We start from the raw sequence: 26,678 nt of genomic DNA on the forward strand, positions 1-26,678 counted from the left end.
GTCAAGAAAGGAGCCCTAAAAATGATGAGCGATGTTCAAAAAACATTTTTAACTGGAGAATTTGCGTCATTATTTGAAGTGAAAAAAGATACACTGCTCTATTATGATAAAATCGATTTGTTTAAGCCGGCAGGTGTTCAGGAAAATGGATACCGTTATTATACATTTGAACAATTTGATCATTTCATGGCCATTCAATCCCTTCGTGCTGTTCAATTTCCGATCAAGCAATTAAAACAATACTTTACTGAGCCTTCTCAAGATAAATTGCAAAGCCTGGCGGTTGATCAAGCAGAAAAGGTCGGAGAGGAGATCCAAAAACTACAGGATATTCAATCTTTTCTTTTTCGTGTGATCGAGACAACGAATGAATTATCATCAGTGAAAACAGGGGAGGTCTTGTTTCAAGAACTGCCAGAGGAACCGATCGTCCTCAGTACATCAAACCCGATTGATTCAAACACACCTGTAGAAGAAATTTCTCGAATTGTAGGAGAATTTCTGAAAGGAATTGGGATTAAAGGTGCTGCGGCAAATGGTTCTGTTTTAAACAAGGAGCAGTTTTTGCAGCGTCATTATCATCAGTCTGATAGGCTGTTTTGCCGAATGGAAGGGCCGGATGCAGTCAAAAAGCCAGCGGGTCTATATGCAGTCATGTATCAACAAGGAACATATGAAGAGATGGAGACTGCCTATTCACGTTTATTAGATCAAATCGAAGCAGAGGATATGATACTGGATGGAGATGTCTTTGAGGAGTATTTACTTCATTCTCTGATGTCTAAAAATGAAGCGGATTACATGACAAAACTCAGTGTGAAAGTCAGAAAACGGGAAGCTTAAGGTATCACAAAAAGGATAGACATGCATTTTTACATGCTGTCTATCCTTTTTGGTGCTGTTTAACCGACTTGGTTCTCGGCAAATTGACTCATATAGAGGTCTGCATAAAAACCTTTTTCTTTCAAAAGCTCACGATGAGTTCCTTTTTCAATAATCGTGCCATCTTTCATGACTAAAATGAGATCGGCATCTTTAATCGTTGAAAGTCGATGTGCAATGACGAAGCTTGTTCTGCCGTTCATTAATTCATTCATCGCTTTTTGAATATGCATCTCTGTCCGTGTATCGACACTGCTTGTTGCTTCATCTAAGATTAATATCTTCGGATCAGATAAGATGGCACGGGCGATGGTTAACAGTTGACGTTGACCTTGTGAGAGGTTGCCGGCATCTTCTGTTAAGAGTGTGTCATATCCATCTGGAAGGGTGCGGATGAAATCGTCTGCATAGGCATGTTTAGCGGCCTTCAACACATCCTCTTTTGAAACATGCGGTCTACCATATGCGATGTTGTCATAAATTGTGCCTTCAAAGAGCCATGTATCCTGAAGAACCATCGCAAATAAGTCACGTACTTGCTCTCGGCTGAGGTCGGTTGTTTTTACGCCGCCAATGCGAATGGAGCCTTGATCTAGCTCGTAAAAGCGCATTAACAGATTAATAATCGTTGTTTTTCCAGCGCCTGTTGGCCCAACAATGGCAACCGTTTGTCCTTCTCGGACTTGTAAATTCAAATCTTTAATAATGGGTTGATCTTTCTCATAACCGAAGTGAACGTGCTCAAAGGCCACATCTCCAGAAAGGGATTTAAGATCAATCGCTGCATCTTCTTCCGCATTTTCTTCTTCCTCATCCAGAATTTCAAACACCCGTTCAGCTGAAGCGATAGCAGATTGAACTAAGTTTGCAACACTGGATGCTTGCACAAGCGGCTGCGACATTTGCTGTGTGTATTGGATAAATGCTTGCACATCCCCAACACGAATATTCCCGTTAATGACAAGAATTCCGCCAGCAACACTTACCGCCACATAGCCAAGATTCCCAATAAAGGTCATCATCGGCATCATTAAGCCGGAGATAAATTGTGCTTTTCTTGAAGATTCATATAGTTGTTCGTTTAATTGATCAAATGTATCAATGGCTTTCTTTTCATAGCCATACGCACGAACCGTCTGATGTCCTGTGAACATTTCATTAATATGTCCATTGATCATCCCTAGTTCTTTTTGCTGTGCTTTAAAATGCTTTTGCGAAAATGATGTAATGCCTCGAATCGCAATCAAACTGAGAGGCAGCGTCAAACAAACAAGCAGTGTCAGCAGCGGACTGATGAAAAGCATCATGACGACAATACCAATGACTGTAATAACAGATGTGATCACTTGCGTGAGTGCCTGCTGTAAAGAAGTATTAATATTATCAATGTCGTTCATCACCCGGCTCAGCGTGTCTCCGTGTGTTGTTTTATCAAAATAACGAAGAGGGAGACGTGTAAGTTTGTCACTCGCTTCTTGTCTTAGTTCAGCAATGGTCTGCTGCGAGACACCCGCCATTACATATTGCTGCACGAATGAGAAGAGAGATGCCACGACATATAATAGAACAAGCAACAATAAAATGCGTGAAATGACATCGAATTGAACACCAGTTCCTTGTGTAAAACTTTCAAATAGGGAAGAGGTGGCATCCCCAAGTAATTTTGGACTGACAACATTAAAAACGGTTGAACCGATCGCTGCAATCAGGACAATGATCAGCTGAAATTTTCTCGGTTTTAAATAGCCCGTTAAACGAAGAAGTGTTTTTTTAAATTCCTTCGGTTTTTGTACTGGACCCCTTGGGTGACCGCCTTTATGTCCCATTCCAGAAGACATTTTTTTACTCATCCTTGCTCCACCTCCTGACCTTCCTGTGATGTGACTATCTCTTGATAGACAAGGTTATCTTTCAGTAACTGTTCATGTGTACCGATACCTGCTATTTTTCCATCATCTAACACAATGATTTTATCGCTATGCTTCACTGTGCTGATTCTTTGAGCCACAATAATCAAAGCAGCATGCTCTTTTTCAGCTTCTAGCGCTGACCGAAGTTTTGCATCCGTTTTGTAATCAAGGGCAGAGAAGCTATCGTCAAACAGGTAGAATGCAGGTTTTCTTACGAGTGCTCTTGCAATCGAAAGACGTTGTTTTTGACCGCCAGAGAGATTCGAACCCCCTTGGTCTATCTCTGCGTGAATTCCGCCATCTTTTTGCAAAACAAATTCTTCGGCCTGTGCTGTCCGCAGTGCCTGCCAAATCTCGTCATCTGTAGCATCTCGTTTGCCAAAGCGCACATTATCAGCAATGGTTCCGCTAAATAAAATGGCTTTTTGAGAAACATAACCCATCTGACTTCTCAGTTTCTCTTGAGGCAATTCTCTAATATCGACACCATCTAATATAATTTTTCCTTCTGTTGCTTCATAAAAACGTGTCATCAGCTGAAGAAGGGTCGTTTTCCCGGAACCTGTACTGCCAATGATCGCCGTCGTTTCACCCTTTTTGGCTTCAAACGTCATGTCTTGAACGGCTGGTTTTTCAGCATTTGAATAATAAAATGACACATTCTCAAAGCGAATGGACTGGGCTGGCTGATCAAGTTTAGTGATAGCCTCTTTTTTGTCTTTAATTCTTGGTTCTAGATTTAACACTTCATTCATCCGTTTAGCTGATGCCTGAGCTCTAGGCACCATAATAAAACTCATAGACAGCATAATGAGTGCCATTAAAATCATCATCGCATATTGAATGAAGGCGATCAGATTCCCGACTTCCATCTGTCCGGCATCAATCCGATTAGCGCCAATCCAGACAATACCGATATTCGTGAAGTTCATGATAATGAGCATAAAAGGGAACAAGTACGCCATTAATCGATTGACCTTAAGGCCAGTATCCTTATACGATGTATTGGCTTTTTGAAAACGTTCCTTTTCGTCATCTACTCGGTTAAACGCACGAATGACCCGAATGCCTGAAAGCGACTCTCTCATAATCAAGTTCAGCCGGTCCGTTTTTTTCTGAAGCTGGCCAAAGAGGGGGATCGCTTTTCTTGACACCAAATAAATGAACCCGCCAAGAAGGGGAAGAGCTGCTAAAAAGATGAGAGATAACACAGCATCTCTAGATACAGCCAAAATAATTCCACCAACAAGCATTAGAGGCGCCCGTGTCATCATTTGTAAGATCATGATCGTGACATCTTGAACTTGTTTCACATCATTTGTGGATCTTGTAATAAAGGAAGATGTCCCGATTTTTTGAAATTCTTCTAATGAGAATTGTTCGACATGCACAAACAGCTGTCTTCTCATATCACGCCCGAAGCCTAGAGCTGTCTTAGATGACAAGTAGGACTTCCAAATCGTGAGCAAGATGGCAAGTAAAGAACAAGCCACCATCCAGCCCCCAACCTTCCATATATAAGCGACATCTCCTTGGACGATCCCGACATCAACGATATCTGCCGTAAGCGTCGGTAAATACAGCTGGAGCATACTGCTTAAAAAGGTGAGAATCACAATGGACACAACGGATAGCCGATAGGGCTTTAAAAACGATAAAATTGATTTCATACGATTACCTTTCTTCCATATAGTCTGTTGTTCTGTAACTCATCATATACAAAGAGGGATTATTTCTACAAATGAAATGTCTTGTTTTAATGAATTATTTATATTGTTCAATTTTTGAAAAGAAGTCCTTTACAAACATATAAAAATCATGGGCAGAAGGAGACATCTCTCTCGATTTAGAAGCAATAATTCCGACCGTTCTTCTCACTTGAGGGAAATCAATGGGAATTTTCACTGTAAATCGCGGTGTTGTTTCATAAAAGGCACTTTCGGGTAATAAGGTAACACCCATTCCTGCCGATACGAGACCTTTTATGGCATCCAAATCTTCTCCTTCAGATGAAATGGTAGGCTCATAGCCTGCCTGCTTGCAAGCATCAACCGCAATTTGTCTCAGCACATACCCTTCAGGAAATAACACGAAATGATCCTTTCTTAAATCACTTAAATGAATGCTCCTTTGTCCGCTAAAGGGGTGGCTAACCGGTAAAAGGGCATAAATGCTTTCGGAAAACAAGATATTTCCTTCTATTTGAGGATCGTTTGTCGGGACGGGTCCTAAAAAGGCAAGATCAATGTCTCGATTTTTGACAGCTTCAATCAGAAACTTATAGGAACCTTGCCGAAGTAAAAAATCGACCTCAGGATATTCCAGCTTAAATGCGGAAATGACAGAAGGGAGCACTTGGCTTGCTAGACTTGTAGGAAATCCAATGTTCACTGTCCCTTTGTGAGGGTCTAAGTATTCATCAATTTGCTCTTTTGCGTAATCAATGGCTTTGAGTGCAGTTCTGACATGATCTAAAAATTGTCTGCCGATTTTCGTTAATTTGATATTTCGTCCTTCTCGTTCGAATAAAGCCACTCCAAGTTCTTCTTCTAAATTGGCAATCTGCCGGCTGATGGCAGATTGGGCAACGTGTAAGTTTTCAGCCGCTTCTGACACGTGTTCACGGTCAGCAACTTCTACAAAATAACGTAATTGACGAAGTTCCATTTTTGCACTTCACACCCATCTATCTCAAAAAGAGATTGTTTTGATCTAAATTATATATTGTTTATATTAATTTGAAAACTTAAAATAAGTTACAGAGTTTGTGAGATTTTATTACTTTGAAAAAACGGATCTTTTAAACGGGGGAGAGAAACGATGACTTATAATCAACTACCACAACCACAAGGTCTCTACCGTCCTGAATTTGAACATGATGCATGTGGAATCGGACTGTACGCCCATTTAAAAGGGGAGGCGACACATAGCATCGTCAAAAAGGGATTGCAAATGCTGTGCCAGCTTGATCACCGCGGCGGGCAAGGCAGTGATCCGTATACAGGTGATGGTGCCGGTTTAATGGTACAACTGCCAGACGCTTTTTTTAGAAAGAACTGTCAAGACCTTGCACTTCCTGAAAAGGGCCGTTACGGGGTAGGAATGGTGTTCTTTTCAAAAGATGATGATGCCAAAACGCGTCAAGCGATCGAACAAAAGATCAACGGCTTCATTAAACAAGAAGGGCAAACATTAATTGGCTGGAGAACGGTTCCTGTTGATGCTGGGAAAATTGGAACGGTTGCAGCGAAGAGCTGTCCGGTTGTCCGGCAAGTGTTCATCGGAGCAAACGACAACATAACAGACCGTTTGTCATTTGAACGAAAATTATACGTCATCCGCAAGCAGGCTGAAAACTGGGGAACAGCAGAGGAAAAACAATTTTACTTTGTCAGCCTGTCGAGTCAAACCATCGTATATAAGGGGCTTTTAACATCAGATCAAGTTGATGCTTTTTATCTTGATCTACAGGATGAAACATTTGTTTCTGCATTTTCACTCGTTCATTCAAGATTTAGTACAAATACATTCCCGACATGGGAACGAGCGCATCCAAACCGTTACTTAATTCATAACGGAGAAATTAACACATTAAGAGGAAACATCAATTGGATGAGAGCAAGAGAACAACAATTCGTGTCTGAAGCCTTCGGAGAAGATCTAGACAAGATTTTGCCAGTGCTGAATGCAGACGGAAGTGATTCATCCATTTTAGACAATGCCTTTGAATTTTTCGTGCTTGCAGGGCGTACTCCTGCTCATACAGCGATGATGCTGATTCCTGAGCCGTGGACGGAGAATACGCACATGTCAAAAGAGAAACGGGCATTTTATGAATACCATAGTTCGTTAATGGAGCCATGGGATGGCCCAACAGCGATTTCGTTTACGGATGGTAAACAAATCGGCGCCATCTTAGATCGTAACGGATTAAGACCCGCGAGATACTACGTGACAAATGACGATCATATCATTTTCTCATCTGAAGTTGGCGTCATCGACACGAATGAAGAAGATGTGAAGTATAAAGACCGTCTTGAACCAGGTAAAATGCTGTTAATCGATTTAGAAGAAGGACGCATTATTTCTGATGAAGAAGTGAAATCTTCGATTGCGAATGAACTTCCTTATCAAAAATGGCTCGATGAAGAAATGGTTCACGTCAATCGCTCGGAAGAAAATTCAGAAAATTCTAGTATAATGAGTGATTTGTTAACGCGTCAGCGTGCTTTCCATTATACGTACGAAGACATTCAAAAGTATTTAATTCCTTTACTAGAAGAAGGCAAGGACCCAATAGGCTCGATGGGAAGTGATACACCGCTTGCTGTGTTATCAGATCGTGCGCAGTCGCTGTTTTCTTATTTCAAACAGCTGTTTGCTCAAGTCACGAATCCGCCGATTGATGCCATTCGTGAACAGCTTGTCACATCGACCATGACTTGGTTAGGTGCTGAGGGAGATATTTTACATCCAAATGAATATTCATGCCGAAGAATTAAACTTTATACACCCGTTTTAACAAGCGGGCAGTTTAACGGCTTGAAAACGATTGTTCATAATGCCTTTAAAAGCAAAACGATTCATACACTTTTCACTGATGACCTAAAACGTGGTCTTGATGCGATGTTTGAAGAGGCAGAAAAAGCCATTCGTGAAGGGGTATCTTTATTAATTCTTTCCGATCGTGATATGACGGAAGAAAAAGTGCCGATTCCACCACTTCTTGCATTGAGTGCACTTCATCAGCATCTTGTGCGTCAAGGCTTACGAACAAAGGTGAGCTTAATCGTCGAATCTGGAGAAGTAAGAGAGGTTCATCATTTTGCCGCACTGATTGGCTACGGCGCAGATGCGATCCATCCGTACCTCGTTTACGAAACATACAAACAGCTTATTGCTGAAGAAGCGATTGCGATTAGCTTTGATGAAGCTGTCACAAAGTTTGGGAAAAGTGTGACTGAGGGCGTAGTTAAAGTAATGTCTAAAGTGGGAATTTCCACTGTCCAAAGCTATCGAGGCGCACAAATTTTTGAAGCAGTCGGTATTAGTGAAGATGTCATCCAGGCGTATTTCACAGGAACAGCTTCGCAGTTAGGCGGTATTGATCTTGACACCATTGCAAGTGAAGCAAAGCTTCGTCATGAGGCTGGGTATCAGGCATCAACTGATCAAACGCTAGAATCAGGCAGTGAATTCCAGTGGAGAAAAAATGGAGAGCATCATGCCTTTAACCCAAAAACCATTCATACCCTTCAGTGGGCATGCCGCAACGAAGATTATGATTTATTTAAGCAATATACGAAGGCAGCGGATGAAGAACGAATTGGTTTCCTTAGAAATCTATTTGCTTTTCGTTCAAAACAAAAGCCAGTTCGTCTGGAAGAAGTTGAATCTGCTGAATCCATTGTACGCCGCTTTAAGACAGGTGCGATGTCATTTGGTTCATTAAGTAAAGAAGCGCATGAAGCACTAGCGATTGCGATGAACCGAATTGGCGGCAAAAGCAACAGCGGAGAAGGCGGGGAAGACCCTGCACGCTTCACAGTAGATGAGCACGGGGATGATCGCAGAAGTGCAATTAAACAGATTGCTTCTGGCCGCTTTGGTGTGAAAAGTCATTATTTAGTCAATGCAGATGAACTGCAAATTAAAATGGCGCAAGGTGCAAAGCCTGGAGAAGGCGGACAACTGCCAGGGAATAAAGTATATCCTTGGGTCGCAGACGTACGTGGTTCTACGCCAGGTGTTGGCCTAATCTCACCACCGCCTCACCATGATATTTATTCAATCGAGGATTTGGCTCAATTGATCCATGATTTGAAAAACGCAAACCGTGACGCACGCATCAGTGTCAAGCTAGTTTCTAAAGCTGGCGTTGGAACGATTGCAGCAGGTGTTGCAAAAGGGACAGCTGATGTCATCGTAATTAGTGGATATGATGGCGGTACTGGAGCTTCTCCGAAAACAAGTATTAAACATACAGGACTTCCTTGGGAGCTTGGATTGGCAGAAGCGCATCAAACCCTTGTCTTAAACGGCCTTCGAGAGCGAGTCGTTCTTGAAACGGATGGCAAATTAATGACAGGACGCGACGTTGTCATGGCTGCGATTTTAGGAGCAGAAGAATACGGCTTTGCGACAGCTCCACTTGTCGTATTAGGATGCGTCATGATGAGAGCATGTCATTTAGATACTTGCCCAGTCGGAGTCGCTACTCAAAACCCAGAACTTCGCAAAAAATTCATGGGTGACCCTGATCACATTGTCAACTTCATGATGTTTATTGCAGAGGAAGTAAGAGAAATTTTAGCTGAACTTGGCTTTACATCAATGGATGAATTGATTGGGCGTACGGATGTCTTATCAGTAAGTGAAAGAGCAAAAGCACACTGGAAAGCAGGACAGCTGAACCTTGAAACCCTGCTATATCAGCCAGAGGGACCACGCACATTCAGAACGCCGCAAAATCATAAAATTGATGAATCACTGGATATGAATGAGATTCTCCCTTATGTACAGGAAGCGCTCGATCATCAAACACCGGTTGATCTGTCACTAAACATTCGCAACATTCACCGTGTAGCTGGAACGATTACGGGCAGTGAAGTGTCTAAGCGCTACGGAGAAGAAGGTCTGCCAGAGGATACGATCACACTTCGGTTCACTGGTTCAGCTGGACAAAGCTTCGGCGCATTTGTTCCAAAGGGGATGTCTTTATATTTAACAGGTGACTCAAATGACTATATCGGCAAAGGACTCTCTGGAGGCAAAATTGCTGTCAAAACATCTGATCACTTTGTACAAAATGGACATGAGAACGTGATTGTCGGTAACGTTGCATTTTACGGCGCGACAAGCGGAAAAGCGTATATTAACGGTCGTGCAGGTGAACGATTTGCCGTTCGTAATTCAGGTGTCAATGTGGTCGTTGAAGGAATCGGTGATCACGGCTGTGAATACATGACTGGCGGACGTGTTGTCATTTTAGGTGACGTTGGGAAGAACTTTGGCGCAGGGATGTCTGGCGGTATCGCTTATGTGCATACATCCGATGCAAAACAGTTCAAAAGAATGTGTAACATGGAAATGATCATGTTTGAAAAACTCACAGATCACGAAGAAGAACAAGAAGTGAAGCAAATGATTCAGGAACACCTTGATTATACAAACAGCTCAAAAGCAGCAGCGCTTCTAGAGAACTGGGCACAAGAAAAGAATCAATTCATTAAGATCATTCCGAGAAATTACAAAATGATGCTTCAAAGCATTGAGGAACAAAAACAAGCAGGCCTCAGCCACGAGGAAGCTGTTATGTTCGCATTTGAAGCAAACACAAAACCGAAAAATAAAGAAACGGCAAACGGGCAAAAAGCAGCCGTCGCTCATTAAGAAAGGGGAGAGGACAATGGGCAAAGCAACAGGTTTTATGGATTATAAAAGAGAAAAGCCAAATGAACGTGACCCTCTCACTCGTCAAAATGACTGGAAAGAATATTCAGCTCCTTATACAGATGAGGTATTGAAACAGCAGGGTGCTAGATGTATGGATTGCGGAACACCGTTTTGTCAAATTGGGATGGAGATCAGGGGCGGCGTTTCTGGCTGCCCGATCTACAATTTAATTCCAGAATGGAATGACCTTGTCTACCGGGGCAGATGGAAAGAAGCGCTTGAAAGACTACAAAAAACGAACAATTTCCCTGAATTTACTGGAAGAGTATGTCCAGCACCTTGTGAAGGCTCATGTACCGTCGCGATCAATGATCCAGCAGTATCGATTAAAAATATCGAACGGACGATCATTGATAAAGGTTTTGAAAATGGCTGGATTACACCAAGAATTCCTTCAAGCCGTACAGGGAAAAAGGTTGCCATTGTCGGATCAGGACCAGCAGGACTGGCAAGTGCAGACCAACTAAACCAAGCAGGGCACGCTGTAACCGTGTTTGAACGATCTGATCGTCTTGGTGGACTGCTCACTTATGGTATTCCGAATATGAAGCTCGACAAAGAAGTCGTTGAGCGCAGAGTTAAACTGCTAAGACAAGAAGGCATTGACTTTGTGACCAATACAGAAATTGGTGTGGATATCACGGCTGATGAACTGAAAGAGCAATTTGATGCGGTCATCCTTTGTACAGGTGCACAAAAGCAGCGTGACCTGTTAATTGAAGGCAGGGAAGCAAAAGGGATTCACCTGGCAATGGATTATTTAACACTCGCAACAAAAAGCATGCTTGATTCAGGATTCAAAGATAAAAACTTTATTGACGCAAAAGGGAAAGACGTCATTGTGATTGGCGGAGGAGATACAGGCGCTGACTGCGTCGCAACTGCACTTCGCCAAAAAGCAAAAAGTGTTGTTCAATTCGGAAAGCATCCAAAGCTTCCAGATACACGTGTAGGGGATAACATGTGGCCAGAACAGCCTTATGTCTTCTCTCTAGATTATGCTTACGAAGAAGCACAAGCAAAATTTGGAGAAGATCCGCGGCAATATTCGATTCAAACCACAAAGATTGTGGCTGATAAAAATGGGAAGTTAAAAGAGCTTCATACCATTCAAATGGAAAAGGTGAAAAACGAGCAAGGGAAGTTTGAATTTCATGAGATTCCAGGAACAGAGAAGGTATGGCCAGCTCAGCTAGTCTTTATTGCGATTGGTTTTGAGGGAACTGAACAGCCGCTAGTGAAACACTTTGGCGTGGACAGCAAAAACAATCGGATTGACGCAAAATATGGGGAATATACGACGAATGTAGAAGGCGTATTTGCAGCGGGAGATGCAAGACGCGGTCAAAGCTTGATTGTCTGGGCAATTAACGAAGGCAGACAAGTGGCGCATGAGGTAGACCGTTATTTAATGGGGAGTTCGGTTCTGCCAAAATAGGTCAAACAAAGGGTGTTTACCATATATAGAGAAAAGCCATGACCAAAGAGTGGTCATGGCTTTTTATGATTCAGACATGGTTGGCTGGATAATGACTTTTTTACGTTTGAACTGGGAGACAACCAAACAGAGGAAGACAGCAAGAACAAAAAGAGAAATGGTCAAAAAACCAAACGTATAGGAGCCCGTCATTTCTTTTAAACTGCCAAGAACGTTTGGTAAAAAGAATCCCCCAATGCCTCCTGCAGCCCCTACAATTCCAGTCACAATCCCAATTTCCTTATGAAACACTTGCGGCACAAGCTGGAACACCGCCCCATTCCCCATACCAAGACACATCATTCCGACAAATAAAAGCGCAATGACCACTGGTAAAGCAGGTAGACTACTCACTGCCCCTAAACAGATACCAATCAAAGCAAATAAACCGAGCAGTACTTTCATCCCGCCAATTTTATCGGCAATCAAACCGCCAACTGGCCGAAAGAAGCTGCCTGCCGCCACACAAAGCGTCACAAAATCACCGGCATGAATTTTTGAAATCGCATATTGGTCCACAAAGAAAATACTCAAGAAACTTGAAAGTCCGACAAAACCACCGAATGTAATTGCATAAAGAAGACAGAAAAACCACGTTGTCTTTACTTTAAAGACTGAAAAATAGGACCGAAGCGGCTGAGGGGCCGGCTGGTTTGGTGCATCTTTTGCTGTGAAAATAAAAAACAAAAAGACGAAACTTAAAGGAATAAGAGCGAGCCCCATCACTGTATGCCAGCCATACATCTCCGCAAGCCTTGGTCCAAAGAGTGTCGAGATCAGTGTTCCGCTGTTTCCGGCGCCGGCAATTCCCATCGCTACCCCTTGTAAATGAGGAGGGTACCAGCGGCTTGCCATCGGTAAAGCGACCGCAAAACTCGCACCTGCAACCCCTAATAAAATCCCGATCAGTACTAGCTCTGAAAGGGTTGTACCACCGAAAAACCCCCATATAAGCGGAATGGTGGTCAAAATCATGCCCATCATCGCTGTTTTTTTAGGTCCCATTCGGTCTGTTAATAGGCCTAGCACAATTCGAAAAAAAGATCCGGATAAAATCGGAATGGCTACAATCATGCCTTTTTCTATTGTCGATAAGGCAAAATCTTGTGCAATAAAAGCACCGAGTGCCCCCAGCAAAACCCAAATCATGAAACTCACGTCAAAATATAAAAATGAACCAAACAATGTCTTAGGATGACCACTAGAAGTCAATTCTGAGAGTTTCACAAAACCACTCCTTTATTTTGAATTTTCTGACTTAAAGATAGCGAGTTGATAGAAGGAATGGAAGTATTGTGTTAGAAAAAATGACATGGATAAACACTTTTTTACAAATGTGTGCCATAATCTAGGCAAACATTGCTTTGGCGCAAAAAGCTAGAAAGGTTGATCTCACATGGCAAAACGTAAACTCGTGTTTATCGGAAACGGCATGGCGAGTATGAAATGTATCGAGCATATCGTAAAGAATCAGCCAGAACGCTATTCCATCACGATCATTGGAAAAGAGAAGCACCCGGCCTACAACCGAATAAAACTTTCATCGGTTTTACAAAAAAGTGAATCATTGTCTCAAATTGAACTAAAGCCAAAAGAATGGTACACCAAACATGACATCACCATCCAAACAGGCGAAGCAGTTGTCCACATCGATACAAAGCGTCAATTGCTCATGACAGAAGCACGCCGGAATATCCCGTATGACAAACTGGTTATCGCCACAGGCTCATCGCCTCATTTTCTACCTATACAAGGCGTATCCAAAAAAGGGGTCTATGCTTTTCGTACGATTGACGATTATGAGGCCATTTACGCTGATTCTTTACGCTATGAGCGTGCAGCAGTCATTGGAGGTGGTGTACTTGGTGTGGAAGTGGCCGCTGGTTTACAGATCGCTGGACTGAAGACAACCTTGATTCATCACACGGATTGGCTTATGCAACGCCAATTAGATGAAACCGCTGCAGGGCTTTTGTCTCAACAATTAAGTCGCAAGGGGATTCAGGTAAAAACAAATGCTCATACGATTGCATGTTTAGGAAACGAGAGAGTAGAAGGCGTTCTGTTAAAAAGTGGAGACATCGTGGATGCTGATCTCGTGGTTTTCACAACAGGGGTCCGTCCGAATATAGAGCTTGCAAAACAGCACGGCATTCATACAAGAAAAGCCATTGTTGTAAATGATGTCATGCAGACAAACGTTGAGAATATTTATGCTATTGGAGAATGTGCAGAGCATAAGGGAATGGTGCACGGTCTTGTGCAGCCTATTTATGAACAAGCAAACGTGCTTGCGAATCATTTATTAGATGAACTGGTCACGAATTTACCTCCTGCCATTTATTCAACAAAATTGAAAGCAAATGACATATCTATTTATTCTGCTGGCAGTATTGTAAACCGATCCCCCTCCGCTTCAGTGGTGACTTACTTAGATGAAGAACAAGAAGTATATAAAAAACTAGTGTTTGAACATGATGTGCTCACAGGCGTTGTATTAGTTGGTCAACTTGAGAGAGCTGAGCAGCTTTTGCAGGATGTAAAAGTGGGGCGTGATAAAAGCGTAGTCATGAAATCACTGAATGAAGAGCAGATATCCCCTTTAGATTCATTAAAAACAGAGGATCTCATCTGCCAATGCCATACGGTGACGAAGGGAGCGATATTCAAAAGCATATCGGTCCATCAGCTGACAAATTTAGAAGAGATAAAAAAACAGACAGGGGCCGCAACGGGCTGCGGAGGCTGTCAAGAGCTTGTTCGTGCCTGCTGCCATGTCTCATCAAATCAGCTAACGGAAGCACTGGACACGTTTTGCTCGTGCACAAATGTAGAGGAAGAGACCATTTTTTCGTATGTAAAAAAGCAGCAGCCGCTGAATGAAGAGCAAGTAAGAAGACAATTTGATTGGATGACAGATAACGGCTGTGACAAGTGCCGAGCAGCCATTCCATACTATCTTGAGCAGTTTCAAGATCTTTTCGTAAAAGACAGCCCATCAGATCATGAGCACATACTAATGCCTCAGTTATATGGTGGCCGTCTTGATCTGACATTTTTACAGATGATAACCGGATTATTAGAGCAAAAGCAAATTCAGCACGTAGAACTAACGGAGAATAAACGAATTCGGCTGATCGGTATTTCACAAGAGGCCGCCCATATTGTAAAAGAACATGGACACATCATGCCACAAGAAAGCAAGAGACTTTCTCATGTTCTATCATGTGATTGTCGTCACGATCCATCTGTCACAACACTTGTCATGGAGATCGAAAGACAACTAGAAAACACGCTTTTACCTGCAGTCACATCGATTCATATCGCTGGTCCTTCCTGCGTATGTCATTTCAGCCCCATCTATGACATCTGCATCAAGAAGCAGCTGGATGAATGGGACATTTATATAGGAGGCAGCATACGTCAACCTAAGGGAGGTCAACTTTTTTATTCTGTGAGCCGAACGGATGAGCTGATTCCTTTTTTAAAAGCACTGCTTGAAGACTATAGAAAACGTGCATATTTTCAAGAATCTATTGGAGACTGGATCCAAAAAAACGGCATCATTTCCATCCGAGAAAAATTGCTCGATGAGGAAATGAGAGAAGAGCTCTGCGAGCAATTTGAGCAAAGTAGACAAAAGGGTGTGAATGTATGAATCAATCTTTTTTACAATATGTGCAGCAAACATCAGAGCAGCAAGAGCGAAAAAGGGTATTCCCATCTCAATGTCCGTTTTGCAGTATGCAGTGCAAAATGCAATTAGTCGAGCAGCACGCAGAAGGGCGAACACGCTACCAGACGATAGGTATTCATAATCCAACCACGTTCGGCAGGATCTGTATGAAAGGGCAGCATGCCCACCAGCACGCACTGCACAAGGAACGATTGAATCACCCCCTCATCAAAAGAAACGGTCAATTTGTCAAAGTGACTTGGCAAGAGGCACTTGACGAAATCAAAGCACGCACTCAAACCCTTCAGACGGAACATGGGAACGATGCTATCAGTGTGTATGGTAGTGCATCGATTACAAATGAAGAAGCTTATTTACTCGGAAAATTTGCAAGGGTCGCCCTTAAAACGAAATACATTGATTACAATGGAAGACTGTGTATGTCTTCAGCAGCAACAGCAGCTAACCAAACATTTGGACTTGATCGGGGTCTAACCTTTCCGCTTCGTGACATCAAGCATGCCCGGGTTTTACTATTGGTTGGAACCAATATAGCGGAATGTCAGCCGACCCTCATACCGTACTTGGAAGAAGCTAAAAAGAACGGGGCATTTCTCATCGTGATCGATCCGCGAAAAACAGCAACAGCCAAACTAGCTGACTTACATGTCAGCTTAAGGCCTGGGTCAGATGCTGCACTCGCAAATGGAATCTTACACGTCATGCTTCATGAACAGTTACTAGACGAAGAATTTATTAAAAAACGAACATCAGGTTTTCAAGAAATGAAACAGCATATTTCACACATGTCCCTGCAAGACATTACGCAGCAAACCGGTGTATCGATGAAAGTCATTCAAAAAATAGCGAGAAAATTCGCCCGCGAAAAAACAGGCATGATTCTGACTGCAAGAGGCATTGAGCAGCAAATAGACGGGACAGCATCCGTTCGTAATTTCCTGAATATTCTGCTTGTTACTGGGAAGATTGGCCGGATTGGGTGTGGCTATGGTGCCATTACTGGGCAAGGAAATGGACAGGGTGCAAGAGAGCATGGACAAAAAGCAGATCAGCTTCCTGGTTACCGTGATATCACAAACCCAGTACATAGAAAAGAAATGGCCGAAATATGGAAGATCGATGAAAAAGAACTGCCTGGAAAAGGTGTATCTGCTTTTGAAATGTTTGAAAAAATGCAGAAAGGAGAGATAAAAGCGCTCTTTTTAATGTGTTCTAATCCTGTTCAATCAGGTCCGCATGCAAGCTTTATCAAAAAAGCCATCGAGCAGCTGTCCTTTTTTGTCGCAATTGATTTATTTATCTCTGAGACGGCTGCACTCGCAGATGTTATTTTACCAGCTTCGTCATATTTAGAGGACGAAGGGACCATGACGAACATAGAAGGACGCGTTACGCTGAGAGAAGCAACCTATCCACTCAAACACCAAAGAAAGCACGATTGGCAAATCATTTGTGAAATAGCAGCAGTATTAGGCAAAGGCGGCTCTTTTTCTTTTTCATCTGCAGAAGACATCTTTGAGGAATTGAGAACAGCAACGAAAGGAGCCAAAGCCGATTATTCCGGTATGACCTATGACAGGTTAAGGAAGACGCAAGGCATATTATGGCCCTGCTCTCATTTGGAAGACCGAGGAACAGAAAGACTATTTGAGCATCAATTCTCACATCCTGATAAATTAGCAAAATTTGCAGTCGTTGCACATGGACAACAGGGTGCAAAAGAACCAGTCAGTCCAGAATATCCACTCTATTTAACGACCGGCAGGGTGATGGCTCATTACCAAACGGGCGTTCAAACAAGAAAAAGCACCTCTCTTGTTGCCCGGCAGTTTGAAGCTTATGTAGGGCTTCATCCTGACACAGCCGAAGCTTATGGACTTCAGCACGGGGAGCTCGTCACCATCCAGTCAAAACGAGGTAGTGTCATCATGAGGTGCCACATAACAGATAGCATCCGAAAAGATACTGTGTTTGTTCCGTTTCACTGGAATAAACATCAATCAATTAACCTATTAATTGGTAAACAGTTAGATCCACACAGTAAAATGCCAGGTTTTAAATATTGTCCTGTACAGCTGTCAGCCTACAAGAATTGAAAACTATGTGAGAAATTTTAACATGTATTTTCCATCTTTGTTTAGATTATGGTACTTTCTAAAAAACGATCACATGAGGGGTGTTTTTCATGAAAGAAAAACTCGTATTAGTAGGGAATGGTATGGCTGGTATCCGAACGCTCGAAAACATTTTAAAAACAGACAATGAACGATTCGACATGACTGTATTTGGAACTGAGCCGTATCCTAACTATAATCGGATTCTTTTATCGAAAGTTCTCCAAGGGGATACAAAGACAGAGGATATTACGTTAAACGATTGGAATTGGTACAAAGAACATCATATTCAGCTGTTTACAAATGAGACCATTGTGAAGATCGATCCAGACAATCAAACCGTTATGAGTGATCAAGGACGGACCGTGCATTATGACCGTTTAATTTTAGCGACAGGGTCCCTCCCGTTCATCCCGCCCATTCCAGGGAGCGATAAAAAAGGGGTAACAGCTTTTCGTACATTACAAGACACAGAGGAAATGGTCAAAGCATCTATGATGTACAAAAAAGCAGCCGTCATTGGAGGCGGGCTCCTTGGACTTGAAGCCGCGCGTGGTCTACTAAACTTAGGAATGGAAGTGACCGTCATTCATCTTGGCTCTCATCTAATGGACCGGCAGCTCGATCCGGTGGCAGGTCAGCTTCTGCAAGCAGCTTTAGAAAAACAAGGCATGAGCTTTCTATTAGGAAAACAGACAAATGAGATTTTAGGAGATACAAGGGTAGAAGGGCTAACATTTTCAGATGGTTCTACATTAGAGACAGATATGGTGGTCATGGCAGCAGGAATTAAACCGAATCACAAGCTTGCCGAAACGAGCGGCATTGAAGTGAACCGGGGGATTATCGTCAATGATTTCATGGAAACAAGTGTCCCGCGGATTTACGCAGTCGGAGAATGTGTTGAACATAGAGGACAAACGTACGGTCTTGTTGCGCCATTATACGATCAAGCAAACGTGCTTGCGAAGCATGTTTGTGATATGGCCCCGACGCCTTATGAAGGATCTGTACTATCGACACAGCTAAAAGTATCAGGGGTTGATGTATTTTCAGCTGGAGATTTTATCGAAAACGATGAGAAAAAAGCGATTAAAATTTTTGATGAACAGCAAGGTATTTATCAAAAACTAGTCTTCCAGCAAAACCGATTAGTCGGCGCCGTCATGTTTGGAGAAACAAGCGATGGACCACGTTTATTCTCGTACATTAGAGAAGGTGTTGATATGTCAGATATGGAAAAAGTATCTGTCTTAACATCAAATGAGCTGGCGCAAGAAAACACGATTGAACAAATGGCAAACGACCATATCGTTTGTGGCTGTAATGGTGTCTCAAAAGGTCAAATAGTGGCAGCTATTCAAAAAGAAGGCCTAACGACTATACAAGAGGTCAAGCAATGTACAAGTGCTTCTCGGTCATGCGGAGGCTGCCAACCTGTTGTGGAAGAGATTTTATGGCACACTTTAGGCGATGATGCAAACCGCACTGCGCAAAAAGAAACCATCTGCGCCTGCACCACCTTATCAAGAGATGAAGTGATTCATGAAATAAAAGAGAAAGGTTTGCAGCATGTCAAAGAAGTGATGAATGTACTTGACTGGGAAACAGAAGAAGGCTGTTCAAAGTGCCGGCCTGCACTGAATTACTATTTAGGGATGATGTATCCGCTTGACTACAAAGATGAAAAAAGCTCGCGATTTGTGAATGAACGAATGCATGCCAACATCCAAAACGATGGTACCTATTCGGTCGTTCCACGTATGTACGGAGGCGTGACAAATGCTAATGACCTGAGAAAAATAGCGGATGTCGTTGACAAATATGAGATACCGCTTGTGAAAATGACTGGAGGGCAGCGAATCGACCTTTTAGGTGTCAAAAAAGAAGATTTACCAAAAGTATGGGCTGATTTAGATATGCCGTCTGGTTATGCTTACGGAAAATCATTAAGAACCGTCAAAACTTGTGTTGGAGAACAATTTTGCAGATTCGGAACGCAGGATTCCATTTCTCTTGGGATCGCACTTGAAAAGAAATTTGAAGGACTTGCCACACCGCACAAAGTCAAAATGGCCGTATCAGCCTGTCCAAGAAACTGTGCTGAATCTGGGATTAAAGATCTTGGCATCGTAGGTATCGATGGGGGATTTGAATTGTATGCTGGCGGGAATGGAGGGACACATTTACGAGCTGGAGACTTATTAATGAAAGTAAGTACAGCAGAAGAAGTAGAACAAATGGCCGCAGCCTACCTTCAATATTACAGAGAAACCGCAAATTATTTAGAGAGAACATCCGCTTGGGTTGAACGGCTTGGATTGAATCATATCCAAACGGTCCTGCTAGATGACAAGAAACGTGCAGCACTCATCGAAAGAATGGACATCGCACTTTCAACTTATGAAGAACCGTGGCAAGAGATTCGAGAGAACGAAACAGAAACAAGACAATTATTTCAAAAGGCAACTGCTTCCGTCTAAATCAATTGAAGGGATGAGATCAGATGACAGTTTCAATTGTAAAAGTTCATATTGGTACAATATCAGATTTCCCGTTGCAGCTAGGGAAAACAGTCGCAGCCGGTCCACTTGAATTAGCTGTTTTTCAAACCTCTAACAAGCAGTTCAAAGCCATTGAAAATCGCTGTCCTCATAAAGGCGGTGTACTAGCTGAAGGAATGGTGAGCGGAGATCATGTCTTCTGTCCAATGCATGATTGGAAAATCAACCTTTCATCAGGAAATGTTCAAGAACCAGATCATGGATGCGTGAAAACATATGAAGCATTGGTTGAGGGAGACGACGTCTTTATTTTACTGCCTTCATAAATGGTTTAGAACCTTCCTTTCCTGTACATGCTGTAAGTACATGCAGTGAGAAAGGAAGGTATATGTGTGCCATTTTTTAATATTTTGATTGAACTCTTTATCGGATTTTTCGCTTTATTTTCCATTACAAAGCTATTAGGGAAAACACAATTTGCACAAATCACGCCGTTTGATTTTATTTCTGCACTGATTTTAGGGGAGATGGTTGGTAACGCCATTTTTGATCCAGAAGTCAGCGTGCTACATATCCTTTTTGCAGTTGCAGTCTGGGGCGTTTTAATCTACACAGTTGAATGGCTTTCACAAAAATTCAAATCCATTCGCGCTTTTTTAGAGGGAAGACCGACTCTTGTGATTGATAAAGGAAAGATTCACTACAATCGATTAAAGAAAAATATGCTTGATTTAAATCAGCTGCAGACGCTGATTCGAGCGAAAGGGCATTTTGCTCTTAATGAAATTGAATATGCCATTTTGGAAACGGACGGGTCTGTGAGTGTACTTCCGAAAATGAAGTATGCACCAGCTACAGCAGAAGATGTGAACGTGAAAGGAAAAGAAGTCACATTACCTAGAACGTTTATTATCGACGGAGAGATTTTAAGAAAAGATTTAAAGGAAGCTGGATTTGATGAAGCGTGGCTGAGAGAGCAATTGAAAAAGCAGCACATTTCCTCCTATAAAGACGTCCTATTTTGTGAATGGATTGAAAATGAAGGAATTTATGCGATGAAATATGAAAAAACATCCACAACCTAACACAGTGGATGTTTTTTTGTGTTTTTTTGTTTTATAACTGAATAGGATCAAAAAGAATACGTCAATGAAAACGTTCACAATATAAGGGGGAGATGCGTGATGAAGTACGGAAAACGACTGCTGATGATGGTATTGGCCTTACTGCTTTTTGACTCAGCTTATGCGCAAGCAGCTGGACACAACCATCAAACAAACCGTGTGCTTATTGTCGATCAAAAAGGAAATGGGACATTTCGAACAGTTCAATCTGCCATTGATGCGATACCAGTGAACAATCAACAGCAAACGACGATATATATTAAAAATGGTGTGTATAAAGAAAAGATTTTTCTTCCGCAAAATAAGCCGTATGTGTCCTTTATTGGAGAAAATCAGTATCAGACGATTCTGACGTATGATGATACAAATGCAAGCAGCGGGAGCACAACCAATAGCTCAAGTACAATGATTCGGGCAAATCATTTTTACGCAGAAAATATCACGTTTCAAAATACAGCTGGCCGAAACGCAGGGCAGGCAGTTGCCCTTTATGTGTCCGGGGACCGGGCTGTGTTTAAACACGTACGTGTTCTCGGTTATCAAGATACACTATATGCCACAGGCACAGGAAGACAATATTATGAAAATTGCTATATCGAGGGCACGGTTGACTTCATATTTGGTTCAGCAACGGCTGTATTTAAAAGAGCTGAAATAAAAAGTCTTGGAAATGGGTATATTACAGCGGCATCCACAACAGAAGCGCAAAAGTATGGCTACGTTTTTATTGATTCCACATTAAATAAAGGAACGGCTGCGTCTCAATCTGTTTACTTAGGCCGTCCGTGGAGACCTCATTCGGCTGTCACGTTCCTCCAAACAAAAATGGATGAACATATTAAAGCTGAGGGATGGCATAACTGGGATAACAAAGACAACGAGAGAACGGCTAGATATCAAGAATATGGATCAACGGGCGCAGGGAGTCATGTGGCAAACCGGGTGAAGTGGTCAACGATATTAACAAAAAACGAAGCAAGTCAAATCACCGTTCAATCCGTGCTTAGCGGAAGCGATGGCTGGAATCCTGAAAAAAGGTAAAAGAGGCTTGTCAGTTTTCGTCAAAGAAAGCTGACTTTTCTGTTTAAAAAACCTTTGAGAACAAACGTTCTTTTGTGTATAATGAACATAATCTGCTAAATTTGGCTGCTTTTCTAAAAAGGAGGGATTGCGTGAAACGTTTCTCACAGGTCATGTTTTTACAACTATGTATTTTGTCGATGTTATTTCTCCCTTTTTCAGTGAAAGATGAACAACTAACAGCTCATGATGATCAATCAAAATGGATCACTTCCTTAGACGAATTCATTCGAACAGCACCTGATCTAGAGGGCGCGATTGCTGGCATCAGCGTACGCGATACTTCTGACACTTCCCTTCTTTATGAACATCAAGCGGACATCCGTCTGACTCCTGCTTCTAATATGAAACTACTCACATCTGCTATCGCACTCGATCTACTGGGTGAAACACACACTTTTCCAACAGACGTTTGGATGGATGGTTCAATCCAAAAGAAAACATTGCACGGCAATCTTTATCTCCGAGGAACTGGAGACCCTACATTGTTAGAAAGCGATTTTGCCACATTAGCCAAACAAGTCAAAAAGGCCGGAATACATACGATTCGTGGACAGCTTGCGGCTGATGATACTTGGTTTGATGACACAAGGTATTCCATCGATCTGCCGTGGAGTGATGAAGATCAATATTACGGCGCTCAAATATCTGCTCTTACTGCTTCACCGAATGAGGATTATGATGCAGGAACGATCATTCTCGAAGTCAAGCCGGGAAAGAAAGCAGGGCAGATGGCCAGCTATGAGATGATCCCGAAGACTGACGTCGCTCAAGTTGTCAATCAAGTGAAAACTGTGCCAGAAGGAGGAAAGAAGAAAGTATCTTTTAAACGCTCTCACGGTACAAACAAAATTACACTGACTGGGACGATTCCGCTAAAAGCATCTTCGTCTAAACAATGGGTCGCATTATGGGAACCGACAACGTATGCTTTAGACTTAATGAAACGAGCATTAAAGGCTGAGGGGATTCAGCTGAAAGGACCACTCAAAACAAAACAAGTTCCTAAAAAAGCGAAAAAAATCGCTTCCCATACATCAATGCCTTTATCCGATCTTCTTGTTCCGATGATGAAATTAAGCAACAATACACATGCAGAAATTCTGTTAAAAGAACTTGGGAAGCGGGTAAAGAACAAAGGGAGTTTTGACAAAGGGCTTGACGTGCTGAATGAACGTCTTCCTGCCTATGGCATAGATGCATCTATGACTGTGTTGAGAGACGGATCAGGCATATCACCGATTAACCTTGTTTCTGCAAATCAATTCACGTTATTTTTGACAAACATTCAAAAGGAAAAATGGTTTAACACCTATGTCCATGCACTTCCGTTAGCTGGGGCAAGTGAGCGTATGGTGGGAGGTACATTAAGAAATAGATTGAAAGAACCAGCTACACTAGAAAAAGTGCGTGCAAAAACAGGTACACTATCAACGGTCAGCACACTATCTGGATATATTGAAACGCAGAGTGGAAAAACGCTTGCTTTTTCCATCTTATTGAATCATCTCGTTGATGACGAAAAAGGAAAAGAGATAGAAGACCGAATTGTCAGCATGTTAGCTGAGGATCTTTAGACAGAGAAGGAGAACCATCATGACGTTAGATAATAATCAATCTTTAGTAAAAACCATGTCGATCTTTCTAATTCCACTTTTATTAAGCAATATTTTGCAATCAATTGGACAGCTTGTTTCCATTGTGCTTGTCGGTAGATGGATTGGAGAGGATGCAGTAGCTGCGATTTCGGCATTCTTTCCACTTTTCTTTTTACTTGTTTCTTTTTCCATTGGGATTGGATCAGGGAGCTCGATCCTGATTGGACAAGCATACGGAGCAAAAAATGAGCAGAGGTTAAAGGAAATTATCGGTACAACGCTTTCGTTCACCTTTTTAATCGGACTTTCTTTAGCTGTCATTGGAGGTTTTTTTGCCACAGATATTTTACATTTGATGGGGACACCTGCAAATATTGTGGAGGAAAGTGCGGCATATGCCAGAATCCTATTCATCTCCATGCCCATCTTATTTCTTTATTTTGTCTATACAACTTTTTTACGAGGAACAGGAGATTCGAAAACTCCATTTTATTTCTTAATGATTAGTACAGGAACAAATATTTTACTGCTACCGATCTTATTATTCGGCTGGCTTGGTTTACCGGCATTTGGTTTATATGGTGCTGCGTATTCTTCTGTGATTTCTACAATCGTTACGTTTATCATTCTTCATATCTATCTTTATAAAACAAAGCACCCGCTGCGCATTGATGCGTCGGTTAGAAAGCATTTATTGATGAAAGGGGATTTATTAAAAACGCTATTAAAGTTAAGTATCCCTTCTAGTATTAATATGATTCTCATTTCTTTATCAGAAATTGCTGTCATTTCTTTTGTCAACGATTATGGATCACAGGCGACCGCAGCTTATGGCGTTGTCAATCAAGTCGTAAGTTATGTACAGATGCCCGCAGTGAGCCTTGGTATTGCGGTTTCTATCTTCGCCGCACAGTTCATTGGCGCAGGAAACATGAATCGTTTGAAAGATGTCATTAAAATTGGGCTGGGGCTAAACTTTGCGTTAGGCGGATTGATTATTATTTTCGTCTATATTTTCGCACCACAAATTTTATCTATCTTTTTAACAGATCCTGCAACGATTGATATTGCATATAGTTTGGTCGTGATTACACTATGGAGCTATCTCATTTTCGGAACAGCACAAATCGTTGCTGCCACGATGAGAGCAAGTGGAACAGTTCTATGGCCGACCATCTTTAGTATTTGTTCCATTTGGCTTGTTGAAGTACCAGTGGCTTATGTGCTATCACACCATACATCGCTTGGGATCAAAGGAATATGGATAGGATATCCTGCAGCCTTTTTTGTAAACTTATTGCTCCAATACGGCTATTATCGACTGGTATGGAAGAAAAAGCAGATCGTTGCACTTGTCCAATCATAATGTTAGCCTATCATCTGGCATATACATACGAAGATCGATTACTTTGTAGGGGGTCTGATCTTCTATGTTTTTAAATCAAAGAAGTGAGCTCAGTTCGTATGATATCGGTGACTTCACTTATGCCGGACCAGATTTTCAAGTCTTGACGTGGGGAGAAGGAACAACGCTGAATGTAGGGAAGTTTTGTTCCATCGCAAACGAAGTAAAAGTTTTTCTTGGTGGTGAACACCGAACAGATTGGGTCACCACATATCCCTTCAATCAAATTTTCACAGATGCTGCCCATATTAAAGGACATCCACGATCAAAAGGGGATGTGTGTATAGGGCACGATGTTTGGATTGGATATGGAGCAACAATCATGTCAGGAGTACAGATAGGAAACGGGGCAGTCATTGGAGCAAATAGTCTGATTACAAAAGATGTGCCTCCATATGCGATTGTCGCAGGGAACCCGCAGCGGCTCATGAAATATCGGTTTTCTTCGGATATCATTGAAAAACTTCAGTTATTAGAATGGTGGAATTTAGAGTTTTCTTTCATACAGTCTATTTTTCACCTTTTGCAATCTCCTGATATTGACCATTGTATAAGCGTAATTGAAGATAGAAAAAAGAAAGGCTGACAGAGCCTTTCTTTTTTTATCTTCGTCTCACTTAGCTGAGTCTAATGATGGTAAGCGATGCACCGGTTGCACCACCACCTATTAGAATGGCTGTTACAACCGCTCCGAAAAATTGTAATGAAATTGTATTTCCTGCTGTTAAATTGACAATAACTGTATTGCTCATAAAAGTTGTGGATACGGCAGAGGACTGAATTGAACCTGGAATAGCAGTTGATCCATTCAACCATAGCCTTGTGCTCACTAAAAGTGCAGTAGTGGTATTTACTTGATATGTGATATAGTATTTACCTGTTTGCTGGACTGTGAATGTATCATTTGAACCATTCGGCGTAAATCCATTAATATTTTGATTACTTGGTAAAGCAATGTTCGTACCACCAGCAATAGTAATGATTGTAGGACCTGTTGTATTTCCAGCATAAAGTGCCGTATCAGTTGGACCGCTAGCTCCAGTGGCACCAGTGATTCCGGTAGCTCCAGTTGGACCGGTGCCTCCAGTGGCACCAGTGATTCCGGTAGCTCCAGTTGGACCGGTGCCTCCAGTGGCACCAGTTGCACCCGTGCTGCCAGTGGTCCCAGTAGGTCCGGTTGAACCTGTAATTCCTGTAGCACCAGTAGCTCCAGTTGAACCTGTGATACCCGTGGCACCAGTTTCTCCAGTTGAACCTGTGATTCCCGTAGCGCCAGTCGGACCAGTTGGTCCAGTGCTGCCCGTTGCCCCAGTAGGTCCGGTTGAACCTGTGATTCCCGTGGCACCAGTAGATCCAGTAGCACCCGTGATACCCGTTGCCCCAGTAGGTCCGGTTGAACCTGTGATACCAGTAGCACCAGTCGGACCGGTTG

17 protein-coding genes are annotated in these 26,678 nt (G+C 42.2%); 12 read left to right on the top strand and 5 right to left on the bottom strand.

Annotated features, from left to right (window positions below):
• Positions 1-21 precede the first annotated feature (21 nt).
• Positions 22-843 carry a MerR family transcriptional regulator gene (locus N521_RS14015; RefSeq protein ID WP_035391789.1) on the top strand — a complete coding sequence of 274 codons (822 nt, stop codon included), beginning with the start codon at positions 22-24 and terminating at the stop codon, positions 841-843.
• Positions 844-902: 59 nt separating this feature from the next.
• Here the strand turns inward: N521_RS14015 and N521_RS14020 are convergent, their stop codons facing one another.
• The 3 genes from N521_RS14020 to N521_RS14030 form a co-directional block, all read right to left on the bottom strand.
• The gene (locus N521_RS14020) at positions 903-2,732 is read right to left on the bottom strand and encodes an ABC transporter ATP-binding protein (RefSeq protein WP_035391791.1); all 1,830 of its coding nucleotides are present in this window, start codon (positions 2,730-2,732) and stop codon (positions 903-905) included.
• The gene (locus N521_RS14025; RefSeq protein WP_035391793.1) at positions 2,729-4,462 is read right to left on the bottom strand and encodes an ABC transporter ATP-binding protein; all 1,734 of its coding nucleotides are present in this window, start codon (positions 4,460-4,462) and stop codon (positions 2,729-2,731) included. Before N521_RS14025 ends, N521_RS14020 begins: the two co-directional genes overlap by 4 nt.
• A gap of 94 nt (positions 4,463-4,556) precedes the next feature.
• Entirely contained in the window at positions 4,557-5,459 is a 903-nt protein-coding gene (locus N521_RS14030) for a glutamate biosynthesis transcriptional regulator GltC (protein ID WP_008346581.1), read from the bottom strand.
• A 153-nt stretch (positions 5,460-5,612) separates the two neighbouring features.
• On the opposite strand from N521_RS14030, the gene gltB reads away from it, so the two are divergent.
• Both gltB and gltD read left to right on the top strand, forming a co-directional pair.
• Positions 5,613-10,184, top strand: coding sequence for a glutamate synthase large subunit (gene gltB / locus N521_RS14035; RefSeq protein ID WP_017367413.1), 4,572 nt, complete (start codon positions 5,613-5,615; stop codon positions 10,182-10,184).
• Positions 10,185-10,200: 16 nt separating this feature from the next.
• Complete coding sequence (gltD, locus tag N521_RS14040) at positions 10,201-11,685, top strand: glutamate synthase small subunit (RefSeq protein ID WP_008346585.1); 1,485 nt, start codon at positions 10,201-10,203, stop codon at positions 11,683-11,685.
• 63 nt (positions 11,686-11,748) lie between these two features.
• On the opposite strand, the gene N521_RS14045 is transcribed toward gltD, so the two are convergent.
• On the bottom strand, positions 11,749-12,951 hold the full coding sequence (locus tag N521_RS14045) for a nitrate/nitrite transporter (protein WP_017367412.1): 1,203 nt from the start codon (positions 12,949-12,951) through the stop codon (positions 11,749-11,751).
• Positions 12,952-13,120: 169 nt separating this feature from the next.
• Here N521_RS14045 and nirB (N521_RS14050) point away from each other — a divergent pair, with 169 nt between their 5' ends.
• From nirB (N521_RS14050) to N521_RS14090, 9 genes are all read left to right on the top strand, one after another.
• Positions 13,121-15,382 (top strand): nitrite reductase large subunit NirB, encoded by a 2,262-nt coding sequence (gene nirB / locus N521_RS14050; RefSeq protein WP_035391795.1) that lies wholly within the window; start codon positions 13,121-13,123, stop codon positions 15,380-15,382.
• The gene (gene nasC / locus N521_RS14055) at positions 15,379-17,517 is read left to right on the top strand and encodes an assimilatory nitrate reductase catalytic subunit NasC (protein WP_025207473.1); all 2,139 of its coding nucleotides are present in this window, start codon (positions 15,379-15,381) and stop codon (positions 17,515-17,517) included. The genes nirB (N521_RS14050) and nasC overlap by 4 nt, the downstream gene beginning before the upstream one ends.
• 89 nt (positions 17,518-17,606) lie before the next feature.
• A complete protein-coding gene (gene nirB, locus N521_RS14060) occupies positions 17,607-20,018 on the top strand; it encodes a nitrite reductase large subunit NirB (protein ID WP_017358862.1) in 2,412 nt (803 codons plus the stop codon).
• Between the two features lie 23 nt (positions 20,019-20,041).
• Positions 20,042-20,365 carry a nitrite reductase small subunit NirD gene (gene nirD / locus N521_RS14065; RefSeq protein ID WP_008346593.1) on the top strand — a complete coding sequence of 108 codons (324 nt, stop codon included), beginning with the start codon at positions 20,042-20,044 and terminating at the stop codon, positions 20,363-20,365.
• Positions 20,366-20,431: 66 nt separating this feature from the next.
• On the top strand, positions 20,432-21,124 hold the full coding sequence (locus tag N521_RS14070) for a DUF421 domain-containing protein (protein ID WP_035391798.1): 693 nt from the start codon (positions 20,432-20,434) through the stop codon (positions 21,122-21,124).
• Positions 21,125-21,223: 99 nt separating this feature from the next.
• Positions 21,224-22,204, top strand: coding sequence for a pectinesterase family protein (locus N521_RS14075; protein WP_035391800.1), 981 nt, complete (start codon positions 21,224-21,226; stop codon positions 22,202-22,204).
• 131 nt (positions 22,205-22,335) lie between these two features.
• Positions 22,336-23,820, top strand: coding sequence for a D-alanyl-D-alanine carboxypeptidase/D-alanyl-D-alanine endopeptidase (gene dacB, locus N521_RS14080; RefSeq protein WP_035391803.1), 1,485 nt, complete (start codon positions 22,336-22,338; stop codon positions 23,818-23,820).
• Between the two features lie 19 nt (positions 23,821-23,839).
• Entirely contained in the window at positions 23,840-25,207 is a 1,368-nt protein-coding gene (locus tag N521_RS14085) for an MATE family efflux transporter (RefSeq protein WP_035391804.1), read from the top strand.
• A gap of 64 nt (positions 25,208-25,271) precedes the next feature.
• Positions 25,272-25,832, top strand: a complete 561-nt coding sequence (locus N521_RS14090) for a CatB-related O-acetyltransferase (RefSeq protein WP_008346603.1) — start codon at positions 25,272-25,274, stop codon at positions 25,830-25,832.
• Positions 25,833-25,863: 31 nt separating this feature from the next.
• Here the strand turns inward: N521_RS14090 and N521_RS14095 are convergent.
• Positions 25,864-26,678: BclA C-terminal domain-containing protein (locus tag N521_RS14095; RefSeq protein WP_035391806.1), on the bottom strand; the 815-nt coding region annotated here is incomplete at its 5' end.

Source organism: Bacillus sp. UNC125MFCrub1.1 (genome assembly GCF_000701305.1).
In the GTDB taxonomy this organism is placed as follows: domain Bacteria; phylum Bacillota; class Bacilli; order Bacillales; family Bacillaceae; genus Bacillus; species Bacillus altitudinis.